This is a genomic window from Achromobacter sp. NCFB-sbj8-Ac1-l, assembly GCF_052695805.1.
In genome coordinates, this window is record NZ_CP199812.1 from 4,730,644 (window position 1) to 4,746,747 (window position 16,104).

General features: G+C 68.9%; 15 protein-coding genes. 7 read left to right on the plus strand and 8 right to left on the minus strand.

Features of this window, described 5'->3' with window-relative positions; genetic code table 11:
• Positions 1–8: 8 nt before the first annotated feature.
• The 3 genes from bioF to bioD are packed head-to-tail and all read left to right on the plus strand — an operon-like array spanning position 9 to position 3,276.
• Complete coding sequence (gene bioF / locus ACUDP5_RS21665) at positions 9–1,193, plus strand: 8-amino-7-oxononanoate synthase (protein WP_445657168.1); 1,185 nt, start codon at positions 9–11, stop codon at positions 1,191–1,193.
• Positions 1,193–1,852, plus strand: a complete 660-nt coding sequence (locus ACUDP5_RS21670) for an alpha/beta fold hydrolase (RefSeq protein WP_445657169.1) — start codon at positions 1,193–1,195, stop codon at positions 1,850–1,852. Before bioF ends, ACUDP5_RS21670 begins: the two co-directional genes overlap by 1 nt.
• Positions 1,849–3,276 carry a dethiobiotin synthase gene (gene bioD, locus ACUDP5_RS21675; protein ID WP_445657170.1) on the plus strand — a complete coding sequence of 476 codons (1,428 nt, stop codon included), beginning with the start codon at positions 1,849–1,851 and terminating at the stop codon, positions 3,274–3,276. Before ACUDP5_RS21670 ends, bioD begins: the two co-directional genes overlap by 4 nt.
• An 89-nt stretch (positions 3,277–3,365) precedes the next feature.
• On the opposite strand, the gene ACUDP5_RS21680 is transcribed toward bioD, so the two are convergent.
• Genes ACUDP5_RS21680 through ACUDP5_RS21690 form a run of 3 tightly spaced genes read right to left on the minus strand, consistent with a single transcriptional unit; the run spans position 3,366 to position 6,427 of the window.
• The gene (locus ACUDP5_RS21680) at positions 3,366–4,565 is read right to left on the minus strand and encodes a CaiB/BaiF CoA transferase family protein (protein ID WP_445657171.1); all 1,200 of its coding nucleotides are present in this window, start codon (positions 4,563–4,565) and stop codon (positions 3,366–3,368) included.
• The gene (locus ACUDP5_RS21685; protein ID WP_263912320.1) at positions 4,562–5,425 is read right to left on the minus strand and encodes an HpcH/HpaI aldolase/citrate lyase family protein; all 864 of its coding nucleotides are present in this window, start codon (positions 5,423–5,425) and stop codon (positions 4,562–4,564) included. The genes ACUDP5_RS21680 and ACUDP5_RS21685 overlap by 4 nt, the downstream gene beginning before the upstream one ends.
• Positions 5,426–5,458: 33 nt before the next feature.
• Positions 5,459–6,427: a tripartite tricarboxylate transporter substrate binding protein gene (locus ACUDP5_RS21690; protein WP_445657172.1), complete on the minus strand. Its 969-nt coding sequence runs from the start codon at positions 6,425–6,427 to the stop codon at positions 5,459–5,461.
• A gap of 126 nt (positions 6,428–6,553) precedes the next feature.
• Between ACUDP5_RS21690 and ACUDP5_RS21695 the strand changes: the two genes are divergently transcribed.
• Positions 6,554–7,411: a LysR family transcriptional regulator gene (locus tag ACUDP5_RS21695; protein WP_263912323.1), complete on the plus strand. Its 858-nt coding sequence runs from the start codon at positions 6,554–6,556 to the stop codon at positions 7,409–7,411.
• 60 nt (positions 7,412–7,471) lie between these two features.
• Here ACUDP5_RS21695 and ACUDP5_RS21700 read toward each other — a convergent pair whose 3' ends face one another.
• Positions 7,472–8,236: an alpha/beta fold hydrolase gene (locus tag ACUDP5_RS21700; RefSeq protein ID WP_445657173.1), complete on the minus strand. Its 765-nt coding sequence runs from the start codon at positions 8,234–8,236 to the stop codon at positions 7,472–7,474.
• 127 nt (positions 8,237–8,363) lie between these two features.
• Here ACUDP5_RS21700 and ACUDP5_RS21705 point away from each other — a divergent pair, with 127 nt between their 5' ends.
• Entirely contained in the window at positions 8,364–9,161 is a 798-nt protein-coding gene (locus tag ACUDP5_RS21705; RefSeq protein WP_445657174.1) for an AraC family transcriptional regulator, read from the plus strand.
• Positions 9,162–9,214: 53 nt separating this feature from the next.
• Here the strand turns inward: ACUDP5_RS21705 and aceA are convergent, their stop codons facing one another.
• Positions 9,215–10,534, minus strand: coding sequence for an isocitrate lyase (gene aceA / locus ACUDP5_RS21710; RefSeq protein WP_263912327.1), 1,320 nt, complete (start codon positions 10,532–10,534; stop codon positions 9,215–9,217).
• A 322-nt stretch (positions 10,535–10,856) separates the two neighbouring features.
• Here aceA and queF point away from each other — a divergent pair, with 322 nt between their 5' ends.
• Positions 10,857–11,681 carry an NADPH-dependent 7-cyano-7-deazaguanine reductase QueF gene (gene queF / locus ACUDP5_RS21715; RefSeq protein WP_445657175.1) on the plus strand — a complete coding sequence of 275 codons (825 nt, stop codon included), beginning with the start codon at positions 10,857–10,859 and terminating at the stop codon, positions 11,679–11,681.
• 112 nt (positions 11,682–11,793) lie between these two features.
• On the opposite strand, the gene ACUDP5_RS21720 is transcribed toward queF, so the two are convergent.
• Positions 11,794–12,702, minus strand: coding sequence for a LysR substrate-binding domain-containing protein (locus ACUDP5_RS21720; RefSeq protein ID WP_263912331.1), 909 nt, complete (start codon positions 12,700–12,702; stop codon positions 11,794–11,796).
• Between the two features lie 140 nt (positions 12,703–12,842).
• Between ACUDP5_RS21720 and ACUDP5_RS21725 the strand changes: the two genes are divergently transcribed.
• Positions 12,843–13,919: a tartrate dehydrogenase gene (locus ACUDP5_RS21725; protein WP_263912332.1), complete on the plus strand. Its 1,077-nt coding sequence runs from the start codon at positions 12,843–12,845 to the stop codon at positions 13,917–13,919.
• 110 nt (positions 13,920–14,029) lie between these two features.
• Here the strand turns inward: ACUDP5_RS21725 and ACUDP5_RS21730 are convergent, their stop codons facing one another.
• Both ACUDP5_RS21730 and pgsA read right to left on the minus strand, forming a co-directional pair.
• The gene (locus ACUDP5_RS21730) at positions 14,030–15,325 is read right to left on the minus strand and encodes an MFS transporter (protein ID WP_263912334.1); all 1,296 of its coding nucleotides are present in this window, start codon (positions 15,323–15,325) and stop codon (positions 14,030–14,032) included.
• Positions 15,326–15,519: 194 nt separating this feature from the next.
• Positions 15,520–16,092 carry a CDP-diacylglycerol--glycerol-3-phosphate 3-phosphatidyltransferase gene (gene pgsA / locus ACUDP5_RS21735; RefSeq protein WP_025137842.1) on the minus strand — a complete coding sequence of 191 codons (573 nt, stop codon included), beginning with the start codon at positions 16,090–16,092 and terminating at the stop codon, positions 15,520–15,522.
• Between the last annotated feature and the right edge of the window lie 12 nt (positions 16,093–16,104).

Consider the following 16,104-nt stretch of genomic DNA (forward strand, 5'->3'; position numbering starts at 1 on the left):
AAATCGTCATGTCTAAGCTGGACCCCCTGTTTTCTTCCGAATTGGCGCTGGCCGAATCGCGCCATGTGCGCCGCCGGCTGCGCACCGCCACCGCGGCCCCGGCCGGACGCATCGAGATGGGCGGCGCGCCCGCGCTGAACTTCTCCAGCAACGACTACCTGGGCCTGTCCAAGCATCCGCTGCTGATTGACCGTTCGCGCGAATGGGCAGCCCGTCACGGCGCCAGCGCCCAGGCGTCGCGTCTGGTCTGCGGCAACCTGGACCTGCACGAACAGGTCGAGGCCAAGCTGGCGCGCTTGAAGGGGACGGAAGCCGCGCTGCTGCTGGCATCGGGCTGGCAGGCCAACGCCGCCGTGCTGCCCGCCCTGCTGCGGGCGGCGCAAGGCCAGGGCGATGTGCAGGTCTACGCCGACAAGCTCAACCACGCCAGCCTGCACCACGGCTGCCAGGCGGCGGGGGTCAAGCAGATCCGCTTTCGCCACAACGACCTGGACCACCTGGAAACGCTGCTGGCCGCCCGGGCAGGGGCCGAAGCAGCGCCCGCCGTCCGCTTCATCGTCACCGAAAGCGTCTTCAGCATGGACGGCGACCGCACCGACGTGGCCCGCCTGGCCGCGCTGGCCGACCGCTACAACGCCTTTGTGTATCTGGACGAGGCCCACGCCACCGGCGTGCTGGGCCCGCGCGGCATGGGCCTGGCAGGGCTGGCGCCCGGCCGCATCGACCTGGCGATGGGCACGTTCAGCAAGGCGCTGGGCGGCTTTGGCGCCTATGTCGCCGGCTCGCGCGCGCTGTGCGACTACCTGGTCAATGCGTGTTCAGGCTTTATCTACACCACGGCGCTGCCGCCGGCCGTGCTGGGCGCCATGGACGCCGCGCTGGACCTGGTACCCACGCTGGACGCCGAACGCGCCCGCCTGGCGGCCTCGGGCGACCGCCTGCGCGCCGCCTTGCGCGAACAGGGCCTGGATACCGCCGACTCGTCCACCCAGATCGTGCCCGCCATGGTGGGCGACGCCGCCCGCGCAATGGCGCTGGCCGCCAACCTGGAACAGCGCGGCCTGCTGGCCGTGGCGATCCGCCCGCCCACCGTGCCCGCCGGCACCAGCCGGCTGCGCATTGCCCTGAGCGCCGCGCACCGCGACGCCGATATCGACCGCCTGATCGCCGGCCTGGCCGCCGCGCTTGCCTGATGCGGAACACGCCTTTGCAAGCCCCGACCCTGCTGTTCGTGCACGGCTGGGCCTTTGACGCCGATTTCTGGGCGCCGCTGGCTGCCGCGCTGCTCGACTTGCCTCAAGCCACCTTCGACGCCGGTTACTTCGGCCCCGCGCGCACGCCCTGCCCCGACGGCCCGGTGATCGCCATCGGCCATTCCCTGGGCGTGCTGCGGCTGCTGCGCGAGAGGCTCCCGAATGGCATCGGCCTGGTGTCCATCAACGGTTTCGCGCGCTTTGCCGCCGCCCCGGATTTCGCCCCGGGCGTGCCGCCGCGCATGCTTGATCGCATGCTGGCCCGGCTGGCGGCGCAGCCCGATGCGGTGCTGCGCGATTTTCGCCAGCGCTGCGGCGCTACCGGTGCGTTCGGTTTGCCCAATATCGATGTGCTGGCGCGCGACCTGCGGGCGCTGCGCGATGACGACCAGCGCGCGGCATTGGCCGCCCTGCCCGTGCCCTGCCTGGCGCTTGCGGGCGACGCCGACCCCATCGTGCCCGCCCCGATGACGCAGGCCACCTTCGGCGACGGCGTGGTTTGGCGCGAAGGCGGTGGCCACCTGCTGCCCGTCACCGACACCGACTGGTGCGCCGCGCAGATCCGCGCCTTCCTGGCCCGCCTGGCGCCCGCCGCATGAGCCCGGATTCGCGCAACACCCGCATCGGCGACCGATTCGGCGCCGCCGCCGACCGCTACGACGCCCACGCGCCCGCCCAGCGCATCACGGCCGAACGGCTGGCCGATGACATCCTGCGGCTGCCGCTGCCGCCCCATCCGCGCATTCTGGAAATCGGCTGCGGCACGGGCCTCTTGACGCAGGCGCTGGCCGCGCGGCTGGGCCCGGCGGACTGGACCATCACCGACATCTCGCCCGCCATGCTGGCCCGCGCCCGGCAAGGCCCCGCCCTGCCCGGCCGCGCCCGCTACCAGGTGCTGGATGGCGAGCATCCCGATAGCCTGCCGGGCGGCTATGACCTGATCTGCTCCAGCCTGGCGGTGCAATGGTTCACGGACCTGAACGCCGGGCTGGGCCGGCTGGCCGCGCTGCTGGCGCCCGGCGGCCACCTGGCCATGGCGACACTGGCCGCGGACACCTTCGCCGAATGGCGGGCGGCCCACCACGCCATCGGCCTGGCGGCGGCGACGCCGCAGTATCCGGCCCCCCACGCCATCCGTCCGGCCAGCGGCAATCTGGCCGGTGGCGTACACAGCGAACGGCTGATACAACAACATCCTGACGGCCTGCATTTCCTGCAGGCGCTCAAGGGCATCGGCGCCACCACGCCGGCGCCCGGACGAGCGCCGCTGGGGGCCGCCGCGCTGCGGCGGGTGCTGGCGCAGTTCAACCAACAAGGAGCCACGGTGACCTATCACCTGGCCTACGGCATGTGGAAAAACCCTCATAAGTCCGACCTCAAAGGCGTATTCGTGACCGGCACCGACACCGGCATCGGCAAGACCCTGGTGTCGGCCATCCTGGCGCGCGCCTGGAATGCCGACTACTGGAAGCCGGTGCAGACCGGCGTGGCCGAGGAACCCGGCGACACCGACACCGTCGCACGCCTGGCGCAACTGCCGCCCGAACGCCAGCACCTGCCCGCCTACGTCTTGCAGGCGCCGCTGTCGCCCTGGGCCGCCGCGCCGCTGGAAAACGCCGAGATCGATGCCACCGCCATCGTGCCGCCCCGCACCGACGCCCCGCTCATCATCGAAGGCGCCGGCGGCCTGTACGTGCCGATCGACGACAGCCATATGATGATCGACCTGATCGCGCGCCTGGGCCTGCCGGTGGTGCTGGCCGCGCGTAGCGGCCTGGGCACCATCAACCACACCCTGCTCAGCCTGGAAGCGCTGCGCCGCCGCGCCATCCCGGTGCTGGGCGTGGTGATGAGCGGGCCGCTGTCGGCCGGCAACCGCGAAGCCATCGAACGGTTCGGCAACGTACGCGTGCTGGCGGAAATTCCGCCGCTGGACCGCGTGGACGCCGCCGCCGTGCAAGCGCTGGCGCGCCTGATTCCGCCGCTGGACGAGTGCCTGGCGACGTTGGATGGCGCCGCCTAGCGGCCACGCCGGCGGCCGGGCACGCCGCCCGCCGTGAAGCGGCAACGCCGCGCCAACAGGCCGCAAGAACCCGCCGGCCCCGAACGCGCCTACCCCAGCGCCCCGCTGGCGCGCAACCTCGCCGCCTGCGCCGCATCGATGCCGGCTTCGGCCAGCACCTCGTCGCTATGCTGGCCGAAGGCAGGCGCCGCGCACGGGGTGGACGGTGCGCTGCGGCCATACTTGATGGCCTGGGCAAAACCCCGGTAGCTGCCCACCACCGGATGCGCAAAGGTCGAGATCATGCCCTCGGCCTGCACCTGCGGGAAATCGAACATGTCTTCGACGCCGCGGGCCGCGGCGCAGGGCACCTCTTCGCCGAACAACGCTTCCCACTCCAGGGCAGTGTGCGCCTGCAGGGCCTCGTGCAACCGCGGCACGATCTCGTCGCGGTACTGCGCACGCTTGCGCACCGAGTCGTAGCGGGCATCGGCCGCCAGTGCCTGCAAACCGGTCTTGGCGCACAGCGCCTGCCAGAAATGCGGCGTGTTGGCGGAGATATACAGATAGCCGTCACGCGTGGGATGGATGCCGGTAATGCCTCCCGACCGCATGTCGCGCCCGATCTCGCGCGGCTCGCCTTCGGCCCACACCAGCCGCGCCGATTGCAAGGCCAGCGCGCTGCGCAGCAGCGACACGCCCACGAACTGGCCGCGGCCGCTGCGCTCGCGTTCAAACAACGCCGACGCCACGCCCGCCGCGACCATGGACGACGCGTAGTAGTCCACCACCGACCCGTACAGCACTTCCGGCGGCCCGTCGGCGCGGCCCTGCAAGGCGCACATGCCCGTCATGGTCTGCAGCACCTGGTCGTAGCCCGCCTTGTCCTTGAGCGGGCCGCTTTCGCCATAGCCGGTCACCGCACAGTAGATCAGCCGCGGATTGATCTCGGCCAGTTGCTCGTAGGCGATGCCCAGGCGCGCCGGCACGCTGGGGCGGAAGTTGTGCACCAGCACGTCGGCGCCCGTCACCAGCGTACGCAGCACGTCCCGCGCCGCGTCCTGCTTCAGGTCCAGCACCAGCCCGCGCTTGCCGCGGTTCACGCCCAGGAAGGCGCGGCTTTCGGCCTCCAGCGTCGAGGGATACTTGCGCAGGTTGTCGCCTGAGGGTGGCTCGATCTTGATCACGTCGGCTCCCTGGTCGGCCAGCAGCGCGCAGCCGTAGGGACCGGCAATATAGGCGCTCAGGTCCAGCACGCGCACCCCCGCGAGCGGCCCGATGGAGGATCGCGGCGTCGTGGCTCGGGTCATCGCGCCTCCAGCGTGTCGGCCAGGCGCACCACCGTTTCGGCGCGGCGCAGGAAAGGGCCATCGATCATGCGACCATCCACCACGAAGGCGGCCACGCCTTGTGCCTCGGCCTGCCCGGCCGCCTGCACCACTCGCCGCGCGTGGGCGATCTCGGCATCCGTGGGCCGGAATACGGCGTTGGCCAGCGGCACCTGGCGCGGATGGATGCAGCTTTTGCCCAGGAAGCCCAGGCGGCGCGCCAATTCGGCCTCGGCCCGAAAGCCCGCCTCGTCCGCGATATTGGCAAACGCCGAATCGTAGGCGAACACGCCCGCCTCGGCCGCCGCCAGCCGCAGCGCGAACATGGCCTGCTGTACCGCCGCCGGCTCGCGGCGGTCGATGCCGGCCGGCTCGAACAGGTCGCCCAGCCCCAATTGCAGGCCCGCCACCGACGGATGCGCAGCGGCCAGCGCGGCGGCATCGCGCAAGGCGCGCGGCGATTCGACGTTGAGCAGCAACCCCACCGGCCGGGCCACGCCATTGGCCAGGCGCGCCCGTTCGATCGCATCGGCCGCGGCCCGCACCTGCGTCACGGATTCGGCCTTGGGCAGGTTCACCAGGCGCAGCGCGGGACGCACCACGGCCTGCACGTCGGCCTGGAAATGCGCGGAATCCAGCGCGTTGACGCGCACGATCAGCGTCTTGGCGCTGGCCACGGCGGCCGCCGATTCCAGCAGCGCGGCCAGATGGCCGCGCGCCTCGCCCTTGCGTTCGGCGGCCACGGCGTCTTCCAGGTCGAACGACAGCGCATCGGCCGGGCCGGCCAGGGCCTTGGCGAAGAGCTCGGGACGCGATCCCGGTACAAACAGTTTGCTTCTCATTCGGGCACTCTCAACAGCGGCGGGGGTTGCGGATCATTGGATGGAGATGTTGCGGTCGGCGGCCACCCGCTTCCAGCGGGCCGCGTCGGCCTGCACCAGGTCGGCGAACTGCGCCACGGTCAATTCGGCCGGCACCGCGCTTTCCTCGGCGAACATGGCACGCATCTTCGGATCGTTGACGATGCCGCGGATCTCGGCGTTCAAATGTTCGACCAGCGGGGCCGGCGTGCCCGCGGGCGCCAGCACGCCCCACCACAATTCGACGGCGTAGCCGGGCTGGCCTTCGGCGATGGTGGGCAGGTCGGGATAGAACGGCGAACGCGTCGGCGAGGTCACGGCCAGCACGCGCAGCTTGCCGCCCTTGAGCAGCGACGCGGTCGACGCAAAGCTGCCGATCACGAAGTCCACCCGGCCACCGGCCAGGTCGTTCAATGCGTGCGACATGCCCTTGTAGGGCACATGCGTAAAGCTCGTCTTCTCGCCGCCCGCCAGGATCTCGCTGGCCATCTGGTTGACCGAGCCCAGCCCCGCGCTGCCATAGGTCAGCTTGCCGGGTTCCTTGCGACCCGCCGCCAGCAGATCCGCCACCGACCGGTAGGGCGAGTCCTGCCCCACCACCAGCGCCATCGGGCTGCGCGCCAGCATCGCCACCGGCGCGAAGCTGCGCGCCACGTCGTACTTCAGATTGGTCTGCACCGCCGCATTGGTCGTCAGCGTCGACGAGGACAGCATCAGCACCGAACCGTCCTTGGCGGCACGCGCCACGTATTCGGCGCCGATGGCGCCCCCCGCGCCGGGGCGGTTCTCGACGATGACGGTGGCGCCCACGCGGGCGCCCAGCTTTTCGGCCAGTACCCGTGCAAACACATCATTGCTGCCGCCCGGCGGGAACGGCACCACCATCGTGACGGTGGCGGGCAAGGTGGGCGCTGCGGCCGAGGCGCCCGCGGCCATCAGCCCGGCCAGACAAGCGGCCGCCAGGCCGCCCAGGATCTTCTTCATGGCATGTCTCCGTGTCCACGGTCAGGCAGACATGTGCCCGCCGTGTTGTTATGGTCGACGCCATGCTAGGCCTGTCGCCTGGTGATATAAAGCGAGGATTCTTAAAACACTACGTGAGGATTCCTCATGAAGATCGAATCGTTCCGCACGCTCAATGCCGTGTTGCGCGGCGGCAGCTTCGCGGCCGGCGCGGCCGACATGAACCTGTCGCCCAGCGCCGTCAGCCTGCAGATGAAGCAGATCGAGGAATACTTCGGCCAGCCCCTGTTCGACCGGTCGGCGTTGCAGGCCCGCCCCAATGCCTTCGCCGCGGAAGTCGACGCGGTGCTGCAAGACGCCCTGTCGCGGCTGGACGAGCTGCGCCGGCGCAGTACGCCGCAGGTCGAAGGCCGGGTACGGCTGGGCACCATCGAGCCCTTGCAGGTGACCCTGCTGCCGCCGCTGCTGCGGGTGCTGCGCGAGCGCTATCCGCAACTGGACGTGCGGCTGGTGCGCGGCCGCGCGACCGAGCTGGTCGAAAGGCTCAAGACCGGCGAAATCGACGCGGCGATCATCACGCAGCCGGAAACCGGCGGGTCCCGGCGGCTGGCGTGGACGCCGCTGTTTCGGGAACGCCTCGTGCTGATCGCTCCGCCGCAGTCGCGCGAGAAATCGCTGGCCGATCTGTTCGAACGCTACGAATGGATCCGCTTTGACAAGACCACCATCGGCGGCCGCCTGGCGGCCCGCTATGTTGCGCAGCATGCACCGCACGCCCGCTGCCGCATCGACCTGCCATCGCTGGCCGCGCTGACCGCGCTGGTGTCCGAAGGCCTGGGCGTAAGCATCCTGCCCGAGCCCGGCCCCAACCTGCTGGACGTGCATCCCGTGCGCGTGCTGCCGCTGGGCAAGGACGCGCCCTATCGGCAGATCTCGTTCGTGTGTCGGCAGACGGACCAGGACAACCGCCTGGTGCAGGCGCTGCTGGAAGGCGCCCGCCCGTAGCATCGCCCGCAGCCTGTCCGCGCCGCGGGGCAGCCCCGGCGCAAACCCGCCCCGCGCGCATCAATCCGCCGCCACCTCATGCAAAAAACGCTCGATGGCCGCCACCAGGGCCAGCGGCGTTTCATTCATCGGATAGTGCCCCGCATTCTGCAGCACCTGAACCGCTGCCCCCGGATAGCGCTGTCCATAGGTCGCCGCCATCAGCGCCGCGTTGAACACCGGATCGTGTTCGCCCACCAGCGCCAACACCGGATGGCGCCCATCGACCACGTCGCTGAAATCGGTATCGGCCCAGGCCGGCAGATAGGCGGCAAACGCCTGGGCTGACGAGTGCTCGGCGGAATACGCCGCCTTCCACTGTACCCACGCCGCCGGCAGACGCCCGCCGGTGCTGCGGTCGATGATGGCACGACGCTTGGCAAGGTCGTCGGCCGCCCCCTCCAGCAATGCCCGCGTGGCCGGCGCCATCGCCACGCCACCACAAGGCACTGGCGCCACCGGCACCAACGCACGCACCCGCCGCGGCGCCAGCGTCGCGACCCGCTCGATGGCCATGCCGCCCATCGAATGCCCTACCAGGCTGAATCGATCAAACCCCAGCGCGTCCGCCAGCGCCAGGGTATCTGCGGCGATCTCGTCGATGCGGTACGAGCCCGGGACATCGCGCATGCCGCCATAGCCGCGGTAGTCCATGAACACATAGCTGAAGGCGGTGGCCGACAGCCAGGGCTCGATCGGTTCGAATGCGTGCGCGTCGCCAAACCAGCCATGCAGCACGATGACGGGATGGGGGCCTTGCCCCACGCGGTGAAAGGTATTGGACATTCACACTCCACAAGCAGAGGTCGCGGCCCCCTGACGGGCAGCCGTGGGTTTCAAAGACCTGGGCATCGTAGGCCGCCCCCGTTCGGCCCGCCTTCGATACCAGGCCCATCGCTGTAGAATCCGGGCCATGCGCAACACCCTGGTCGATCCCTACGAGGACATCCCCCGAGACGTGGTCGTGACCGCCTGCGACTACCCGGCCGGACTGACGTTTCCCGTGCACGCCCACCGGCGCGGCCAGTTCGCCTTTGCCGCGCGTGGCGCGATCAGCGTCGCCACGCCCCACGGCCGCTGGCTGGTGCCGCCGCAGCGCGCCTGCTGGGTGCCCGCCGGCATCACCCACGAAATGACCATGGGCGGCCCGGTGACCATGCTGAACACCTTCCTGGCCGATACGGCGGCGCAGGCCTTGGGGCTGCCCGCGCATTGCTGCGTGCTGGGCGTGTCGCCCCTGTTGCGCCAATTGCTGGACGCCGCCATCGACCTGCCCGCGCTGTACGACCTGGACGGTCGCGCCGGCAAGCTCATGGCCCTGCTGGCCGAGGAAATCGCCGCCATGGCGCCGCTGCCGCTGAGCGCACCGCTGCCCGCCGACCCACGCCTGGCGCGCGCCTGCCGGCAACTGTTCGCCGAACCGTCCATCGCAATCAGCCTGGACACCGTCGCCGGGCAAGCCGGCATGAGCCGACGCGCATTCACCCGCCTGTTCCGCGCGCAGACGGGCGCGAGCTTCGCCGCCTGGCGCCAGCAGGCCTGCCTGCTGGCCGCGATCGAACGCCTGAGCCAGGGCCTGCCGGTAACCCGCATCGCGCTGGACCTGGGCTACGCCAGCCCCAGCGCCTTCACGTCCGCCTTTCGCCGGGCGCTGGGCCAGCCCCCTGGCGCCTATCTGGCCGAAAAAAAAGGGTGCCCGAAGGCACCCTGAATCCACCCTACAACAGCACTACAACTGCAACTGCAAACTTGATCCCGTCAGGCTCAGGCGACCTTCTGCACCTTGCCGTGGTCGAACTGGGCTTCTTCCGTCGAACCGGTCAGCGCGGTGGTCGACGACTGGCCGCCTTCGATCGTCTGCGTGACGGCGTCGAAGTAACCGGTGCCCACTTCGCGCTGGTGCTTCACGGCGGTGAAGCCCAGGTCGGCGGCGGCGAATTCCTTTTGCTGCAATTCGACGAAGGCGCTCATCTGGCGGCGGGCGTAGCCGTGGGCCAGTTCGAACATGCCGTAGTTCAGCGCGTGGAAGCCGGCCAGCGTGATGAACTGGAACTTGTAGCCCATGGCGCCCAGCTCGCGCTGGAACTTGGCGATGGTGGCGTCGTCCAGGTTCTTCTTCCAGTTGAACGACGGCGAGCAGTTGTACGCCAGCAGCTTGCCAGGGAATTGCTTATGGATGGCGTCCGCGAACTTGCGGGCGTATTCCAGGTTCGGCGTGGACGTTTCGCACCAGATCAGGTCGGCATACGGCGCATAGGCCAGGCCACGCGAGATCGCCTGGTCGATGCCGGCCTTGGTGCGGAAGAAGCCTTCCACGGTGCGCTCGCCGGTGATGAACGGACGGTCGTTTTCATCGACGTCGCTGGTCACCAGATCGGCCGCGTCGGCGTCGGTGCGGGCCAGCAGCACGGTGGGCGTACCCATCACGTCGGCCGCCAGGCGGGCGGACACCAGCTTGGCCACGGCCTCGCGGGTGGGCACCAGCACCTTGCCGCCCATGTGGCCGCACTTCTTCACCGAGGCCAACTGGTCTTCGAAGTGCACGCCCGACGCGCCGGCTTCGATCATGGCCTTCATCAGTTCAAAGGCGTTCAGCACGCCGCCGAAGCCGGCTTCGGCATCGGCCACGATGGGCGCGAAGAAATCGATGTAGCCCTCGTCGCCCGGGTTCTTGCCTTCCATCCACTGGATCTGGTCGCAGCGGGTCAGCGAGTTGTTGATGCGGCGCACGACCTGCGGCACCGAGTTGGCGGGGTACAGCGACTGATCGGGGTACATCTCGCCGGCTAGGTTGGCGTCGCCGGCCACTTGCCAGCCTGACAGGTAGATGGCCTTCAGGCCGGCCTTGACCTGTTGCATGGCCTGGTTGCCGGTCAGGGCGCCCAGCGAATTCACGAAAGGCTCGCTATGCAGTTGTTCCCACAGACGGGTCGCGCCGCGGCGGGCCAGGGTGTGCTCGACGCTGATCGAGCCGCGCAGGCGGATGACATCCTCGGCGCTGTAGTCGCGCTTGATGCCTTGCCAACGGCTGTTCTCGGCCCAGTCTTTCTGCAGATTGCGGATTTCGGTTTCGCGGTGGCTCATGGTCATGCTCCTTGGTCTATGGCTGAAAAGACAAAAAAACTCTGGTTTGCATTGCGTGAATCGTTGGACAAAGTCTATGCCTCTGCTGCGGAGCAATGTGGGTGTGCCTCTTATATAAGATGAAAAATGTTATTGAATAAAATCAACAAGTTATGAACTTCATTTCGCATTGCGGAACGACATTGTCATCTGTGAAATGACGCTGCGATGCGCCGCAGCACGAACTTTCACATACCGAGATCGGCGTTTCATGATGTGAAAAACAAGCCTTTGCCGACCGCCTACAATGCGGTCATCCCCAAGCATTTCGACGACCCTTTCCATGACGCTGTCTCACGGCCCGCTGGGCCAGAGCGTGGCCTACGCCTCGCAATACGATCCCTCGCTGCTGTTTCCCATCGCCCGCGCCCACAACCGCCAGGCGCTGGACCTGGCCGCCGGCACGCTGCCCTTTACGGGCGTAGACCTGTGGAACGCCTACGAACTGTCGTGGCTCGACGCCAAGGGCAAGCCGCGCGTCGCCATGGCGACGGTCTCGGTGCCGGCGGACAGCCCCAACATCATTGAATCCAAGTCGTTCAAGCTGTACCTGAACTCGTTCAACCAGACCCGCCTGGTCAATTCCGCCGCATTGCGCGGCCGGCTCGAACGCGACCTCAGCGCCGCGGCCGGCGCCCCGGTGGGGCTGGACTTCATCCTGCCGCAGCGCTTTTCCGAGCTGCGCATGGGCGAACTGGACGGCATCTATATAGATAAGCTCGATATCGAGATCGACACCTACGAGCCGGCGCCCGAACTGCTGCGCACCCGTCCGGGCGATCCCGTCGACGAAACCCTGTGCTCGCGCCTGCTCAAGTCCAACTGCCCGGTGACCGGCCAGCCCGACTGGGCCAGCGTGCAGGTCCGCTACCGCGGCGCGCCGATCGATCGCGAATCGCTGCTGCGCTACGTCATCTCGTTTCGCCAGCACGCCGAATTCCACGAGCATTGCGTCGAGCGCATCTTCACCGACATCATGCGCGCCTGCGCGCCCGAGCAGTTGACGGTCTACGCCCGCTACACGCGGCGCGGCGGGCTGGACATCAACCCGTGGCGCAGCAACTTCGAAGCGGGGCCTCCGCCGGACGTGCGCACCGTCCGGCAGTAAGCGCCGCGCAGCCATTGACGTCCCGAACGGCTCGCGCCGGGCGTGGCCGCGCCGGATACGGCATCAGCGGCTGGCCGCCGCCCGATCAGCGTATGCCGTGCGGGGCCCCGGCTCAGTCCATCAGCGGCTGCCTGCGCAGATGATCCTCCAGGAAATCCACGCACACCCGCACCTTGGCCGACGCGTTCACGCGCGACGGGTACACCGCCCAGATGTTCGCTTCCTGGCGGTATTGCGGCAGCACGGGCACGAGCTTGCCTGCCGCGATCAGCGGGCCCACGTCCCAGGCTGACCGCAGGATGATGCCGCGGCCGTCCACGGCCCACTGCACCACCATCTCGCCATTGTTGGCCGACAGCGGGCCGCGCACCTTGACGGTGTGTTCCTGGTCGCCGCGGCGCATGCGCCAGACGCCGAAGGGATGGTCGCGTTCCTTGATGACCAGGCAATCGTGCGCCGCCAGGTCGGCCAGCTTGCGCGGTTCGCCGCGCTCGGCCAGGTACGACGGCGCGGCGCACAGCAGGCGGTGATTGGTGGCCAGCTTGCGGGCGATGACGTGCGGCGCGATGTCGTCGCCCACCCGCACGTCCAGGTCGTAGCCTTCGGCGGCCACGTCGACCAGCCGGTCGAATACCTCGAAGCGCACCTGCACCGCGGGGTGGCGCGACACGAACGCCGACAGCGCCGGCGCCACCACCCGCCGCCCGAAGCCGAAGCTGCTGCACACCCGCAGCAGGCCGCGCGGCTCGCGCCGCGTGGTGCCGACTTCTTCCACCAGGTGGTCCACGTCGTCCAGGATGCGCTGGGCCCAGTGGTAGACGCGCTCGCCCGCTTCGCTCACCACCACGCGCCGCGTGGTGCGGTGAAACAGCGGCGTGCCCAGGCTGGCTTCCAGCAGGCGGATGCGCTTGGTGACGTAGGCGGGCGACATGCCCAGGTCTTCGGCGGCCTTGGAAAAGCTGGACGCACGCACCACCGCGTTGAACACGCGCAGATCGGCGGGCAGCAGGTCATTATTCATGATTCGTGCAGAGTCATTTCACAGAACAGCCCATTGTAGATGGATTGTGCAGACGCCTACCATGGTGGGGTTCCCGTTGTGGCCCGCCTGTCGGGGCGGCGACCGGGCTTCCTTCCCCCTCATTTCCAGGTTTCCCATCCATGTCCCACGTCTACAAAATCGCAGCCATCGCCGGCGACGGCATCGGCAATGAAGTCCTGCCCGAAGGCCTGCGCGCCGTAGAGGCCGCCGCCCGCCGTTTCGGCCTGGCCCTGCAGATCGATACCTTTCCCTGGGCCAACTGCGCGTACTACGCCCAGCATGGCGACATGATGCCGCCCGACTGGAAGGCGCAGTTGCAAGGCTACGACGCCATCTTCTTCGGCGCGGTGGGCTGGCCGGCCACGGTGCCCGACCACGTGTCGCTGTGGGGCTCGCTGCTCAAGTTCCGCCGCGAATTCGACCAGTACATCAACCTGCGCCACGTGCGGCTGTTCGACGGCGTGGCCTGCCCGCTGGCCGGCCGGCGCGCCGGTGACATCGACTTTTTCATCGTGCGCGAGAACACCGAAGGCGAATACACCAACCTGGGCGGGCGCCTGTTCGAAGGCACCGACCGCGAAGTCGTCATCCAGGAATCGGTCTTCACGCGCCACGGCACCGACCGCGTCATGCGCTACGCCTTCGAGCTGGCCAACCGCCGCGAACGCAAGCAGCTCACGGTGGCCACCAAAAGCAACGGCATCGCCATCAGCATGCCCTGGTGGGACGAACGCGCCGACGCCATGGGCCAGCACTACCCCGACGTCAAGACCGACAAGCAGCACATCGACATCCTGGCCGCGCGCTTCGTGCTGCAGCCGCAGCGCTTTGACGTGGTGGTGGCGTCCAACCTGTTCGGCGACATCCTGTCGGACCTGGGCCCGGCCTGCACCGGCACCATCGGCATCGCGCCGTCGGCCAACCTGAACCCGGAACGCAAGTTCCCGTCGCTGTTCGAACCCGTGCACGGTTCCGCCCCCGACATCTACGGCAAGGGCATCGCCAACCCCATCGCCATGATCTGGTCGGGTGCGCTGATGCTGCAGTTCCTGGGCAGCCAGGATGCCCACGACGCCATCCTGGCCGCCATCGAACACTGCCTGAAGGACGGCCCGCGCACGCCCGATCTGGGCGGCCAGGCCCGCACCGAAGACATCGGCCGCGCCATCGCCGCGCACATCGAAGCGGGCGCCTGACATCCGGCAGGCCTGGCCGCGCCGACCCGGCGCGCCTGAACCGTACGGCCAAAATACACAACGCCGCCCGAGGGCGGCGTTGTGCTGGCGGCAACGAAGGCCAGGACGCGTCAGGAACGCGCCGCGGCAGGCGAGGCGGCGGGATCCGCCCGGCGCGCCTGCACCGCAATCCACTGCGCCAGCAAGGCAGCCGCGGTAAAGGCCACGCCGGCGCCGATCCACGGCCCCTGGCGCAACCCCGCATCCAGCAGCAGGCCGAAGGCCAGCGGCCCCAGGGCCGAGCCCACGTCCATGCCCGAATACACCAGGCCGTAGACCGACCCGGTGGACCCCTTGGGCGTGACCTTGCGGATCAGCATGTCGCGCGACGGCGCGGCCACGCCCGAGCAGAAGCCGGCCAAGGCCACCACCGGGGCCGCCAGCACCGCCGGCACCAGGCCCAGGGCCAGCACCACTAGCGTCAGGCCCGCCAGGATCAGCGCCACCATCACGGTGCGCTCGGTCCTCGGGTTGGCCGACACCAGGAAGCCCCCGGCCGCCATGCCCACCGCCGAGGCCACCATGTAACCCGACAGCGCCGAGCTGGCCGCGACCTTGGACAGGTCGTACAGCTGGCCCAGCAGCGGAATGGTGTAGTTCTGCACCGATGACAAGGCGATCGACGTGCAGGCAAAGAACAGGAAGGCGCCCCACAAGGCCGGCTTGGCCAGCAGCGTGGCCAGCGTGGTCAGCACGCCTTCCTGCGGCTTGGGCGCGGCGCGCACGGCCTTGGCATCCTGGCCGTCGGGCTGCGCCGCCGGTTCGGCTCCGCCCAGCAAGCCGCGCCACACCACCGTCATCAGCAGCACCACCGCCACCAGGCTGGCGGCGCTGTAGGCCGCCACGCGCCAGTTGGCCAGCAGCGTAATGGTGGTCATGAACACGGGCGTGAGCGCCCAGCCCAGGTTGCCCGTCAGGCCGTGGGTCGAAAAGGCGTGCCCCAGGCGCGGCGCCGTGACGCGGTGGTTGATGAGGGAATAGTCGGCCGGGTGGAACACCGAATTGCCGATGCCGCCCACCACCGCCGCCGTCATCAGCATGGGGTAGCCGGTGGCCGACCCGATCAACAGGCCCGACAGCACAAAGCACGCCAGCCCGAACCACAGCACCGGGCGCGCGCCGATACGGTCCACCACGAAGCCGGACGAGGCCTGGCCGATGCCGGACACCACATAGAAGGTCGACACCAGCAGCCCCAGGCGGGCGAAGTCCAGGCCGAATTCATTGCCCAGCGACACGTACAGGGACGGCAGGACCAGCTGGAAGAAGTGGGACGAGGCGTGGGCCACGCCGATCAGCAGGATGATCTGCCAGTCGCGCCGGCGGACGGCGGCATCGGAGGCCAGGGGGGTTGCAGCGGTAGTCATGGCACGGGGCCGCGCGGGGCGGCGATAAGCGGCCGCCTGCAGGCGGCTCGCGGGTTGTCTCCTCAACGTCCGGGCGGGCCGGCCGTTGTCCCTTTGGCGAATGCGGCGCGGGGCCGGGCCGGCGGCAGCCGGCATCGCTCTTCATATGTAACGGCGGCCCCGGGCGCGAGCCGGGCCGCCGCGGCGTATTCGGCTTACTGGGCCTTTTCGCGGATGGCGGGCCAGGCGCGCTGCAGGTAATACAGCATCGACCAGACCGTCAGCACCGCGGCTACGATGATCAGCACGTCGCCCAGCATCTTGGTGGACACCCCGTAGATGGGCTGGTTGTACAGCAGGCACGGAATCGCCACCATCTGGGCGGCGGTCTTGAACTTGCCCAGCCGGTGCACCGCCACGCTGGCGCTGGCGCCGATCTTGGCCATCCATTCGCGCAGCGCGGAAATCGTGATTTCGCGGCCGATGATGATGAGCGAAATGAACGCGTCGACCCGGCTCAGGTCCAGCAGCACGATCAGGGCGGCGCAGACCATCAGCTTGTCGGCCACCGGATCCAGGAACGCGCCGAACGCCGACGTCTGGTTCCAGCGGCGCGCCAGCCAGCCGTCGAACCAGTCGGTCAGCGCGGCGATGATGAAGGCCCAGGCGGCGAAAGAGTCGCGCACGGGCACCGACATCCAGCTTTCGGGCAGGTAAAACAACCCGACCACCAGCGGAATCATGGCGATCCGCAGCCAGGTCAGGATTATGGGTACGTTAATTGGCATAGTGTTCGTATG

Bases quoted from the DNA above. Each gene is read 5' to 3' on its own strand.
- ACUDP5_RS21700 (WP_445657173.1), bottom strand. From the start codon at position 8,236: ATGTCCAATACCTTTCACCGCGTGGGGCAAGGCCCCCATCCCGTCATC.
- aceA (WP_263912327.1), bottom strand. From the start codon at position 10,534: ATGAGCCACCGCGAAACCGAAATCCGCAATCTGCAGAAAGACTGGGCC.
- pgsA (WP_025137842.1), bottom strand. From the start codon at position 16,092: ATGCCAATTAACGTACCCATAATCCTGACCTGGCTGCGGATCGCCATG.
- ACUDP5_RS21730 (WP_263912334.1), bottom strand. From the start codon at position 15,325: ATGACTACCGCTGCAACCCCCCTGGCCTCCGATGCCGCCGTCCGCCGG.
- bioD (WP_445657170.1), top strand. From the start codon at position 1,849: ATGAGCCCGGATTCGCGCAACACCCGCATCGGCGACCGATTCGGCGCC.
- ACUDP5_RS21695 (WP_263912323.1), top strand. From the start codon at position 6,554: ATGAAGATCGAATCGTTCCGCACGCTCAATGCCGTGTTGCGCGGCGGC.
- ACUDP5_RS21720 (WP_263912331.1), bottom strand. From the start codon at position 12,702: ATGAATAATGACCTGCTGCCCGCCGATCTGCGCGTGTTCAACGCGGTG.
- ACUDP5_RS21705 (WP_445657174.1), top strand. From the start codon at position 8,364: ATGCGCAACACCCTGGTCGATCCCTACGAGGACATCCCCCGAGACGTG.
- ACUDP5_RS21670 (WP_445657169.1), top strand. From the start codon at position 1,193: ATGCGGAACACGCCTTTGCAAGCCCCGACCCTGCTGTTCGTGCACGGC.
- ACUDP5_RS21685 (WP_263912320.1), bottom strand. From the start codon at position 5,425: ATGAGAAGCAAACTGTTTGTACCGGGATCGCGTCCCGAGCTCTTCGCC.
- ACUDP5_RS21725 (WP_263912332.1), top strand. From the start codon at position 12,843: ATGTCCCACGTCTACAAAATCGCAGCCATCGCCGGCGACGGCATCGGC.
- bioF (WP_445657168.1), top strand. From the start codon at position 9: ATGTCTAAGCTGGACCCCCTGTTTTCTTCCGAATTGGCGCTGGCCGAA.
- ACUDP5_RS21680 (WP_445657171.1), bottom strand. From the start codon at position 4,565: ATGACCCGAGCCACGACGCCGCGATCCTCCATCGGGCCGCTCGCGGGG.
- ACUDP5_RS21690 (WP_445657172.1), bottom strand. From the start codon at position 6,427: ATGAAGAAGATCCTGGGCGGCCTGGCGGCCGCTTGTCTGGCCGGGCTG.
- queF (WP_445657175.1), top strand. From the start codon at position 10,857: ATGACGCTGTCTCACGGCCCGCTGGGCCAGAGCGTGGCCTACGCCTCG.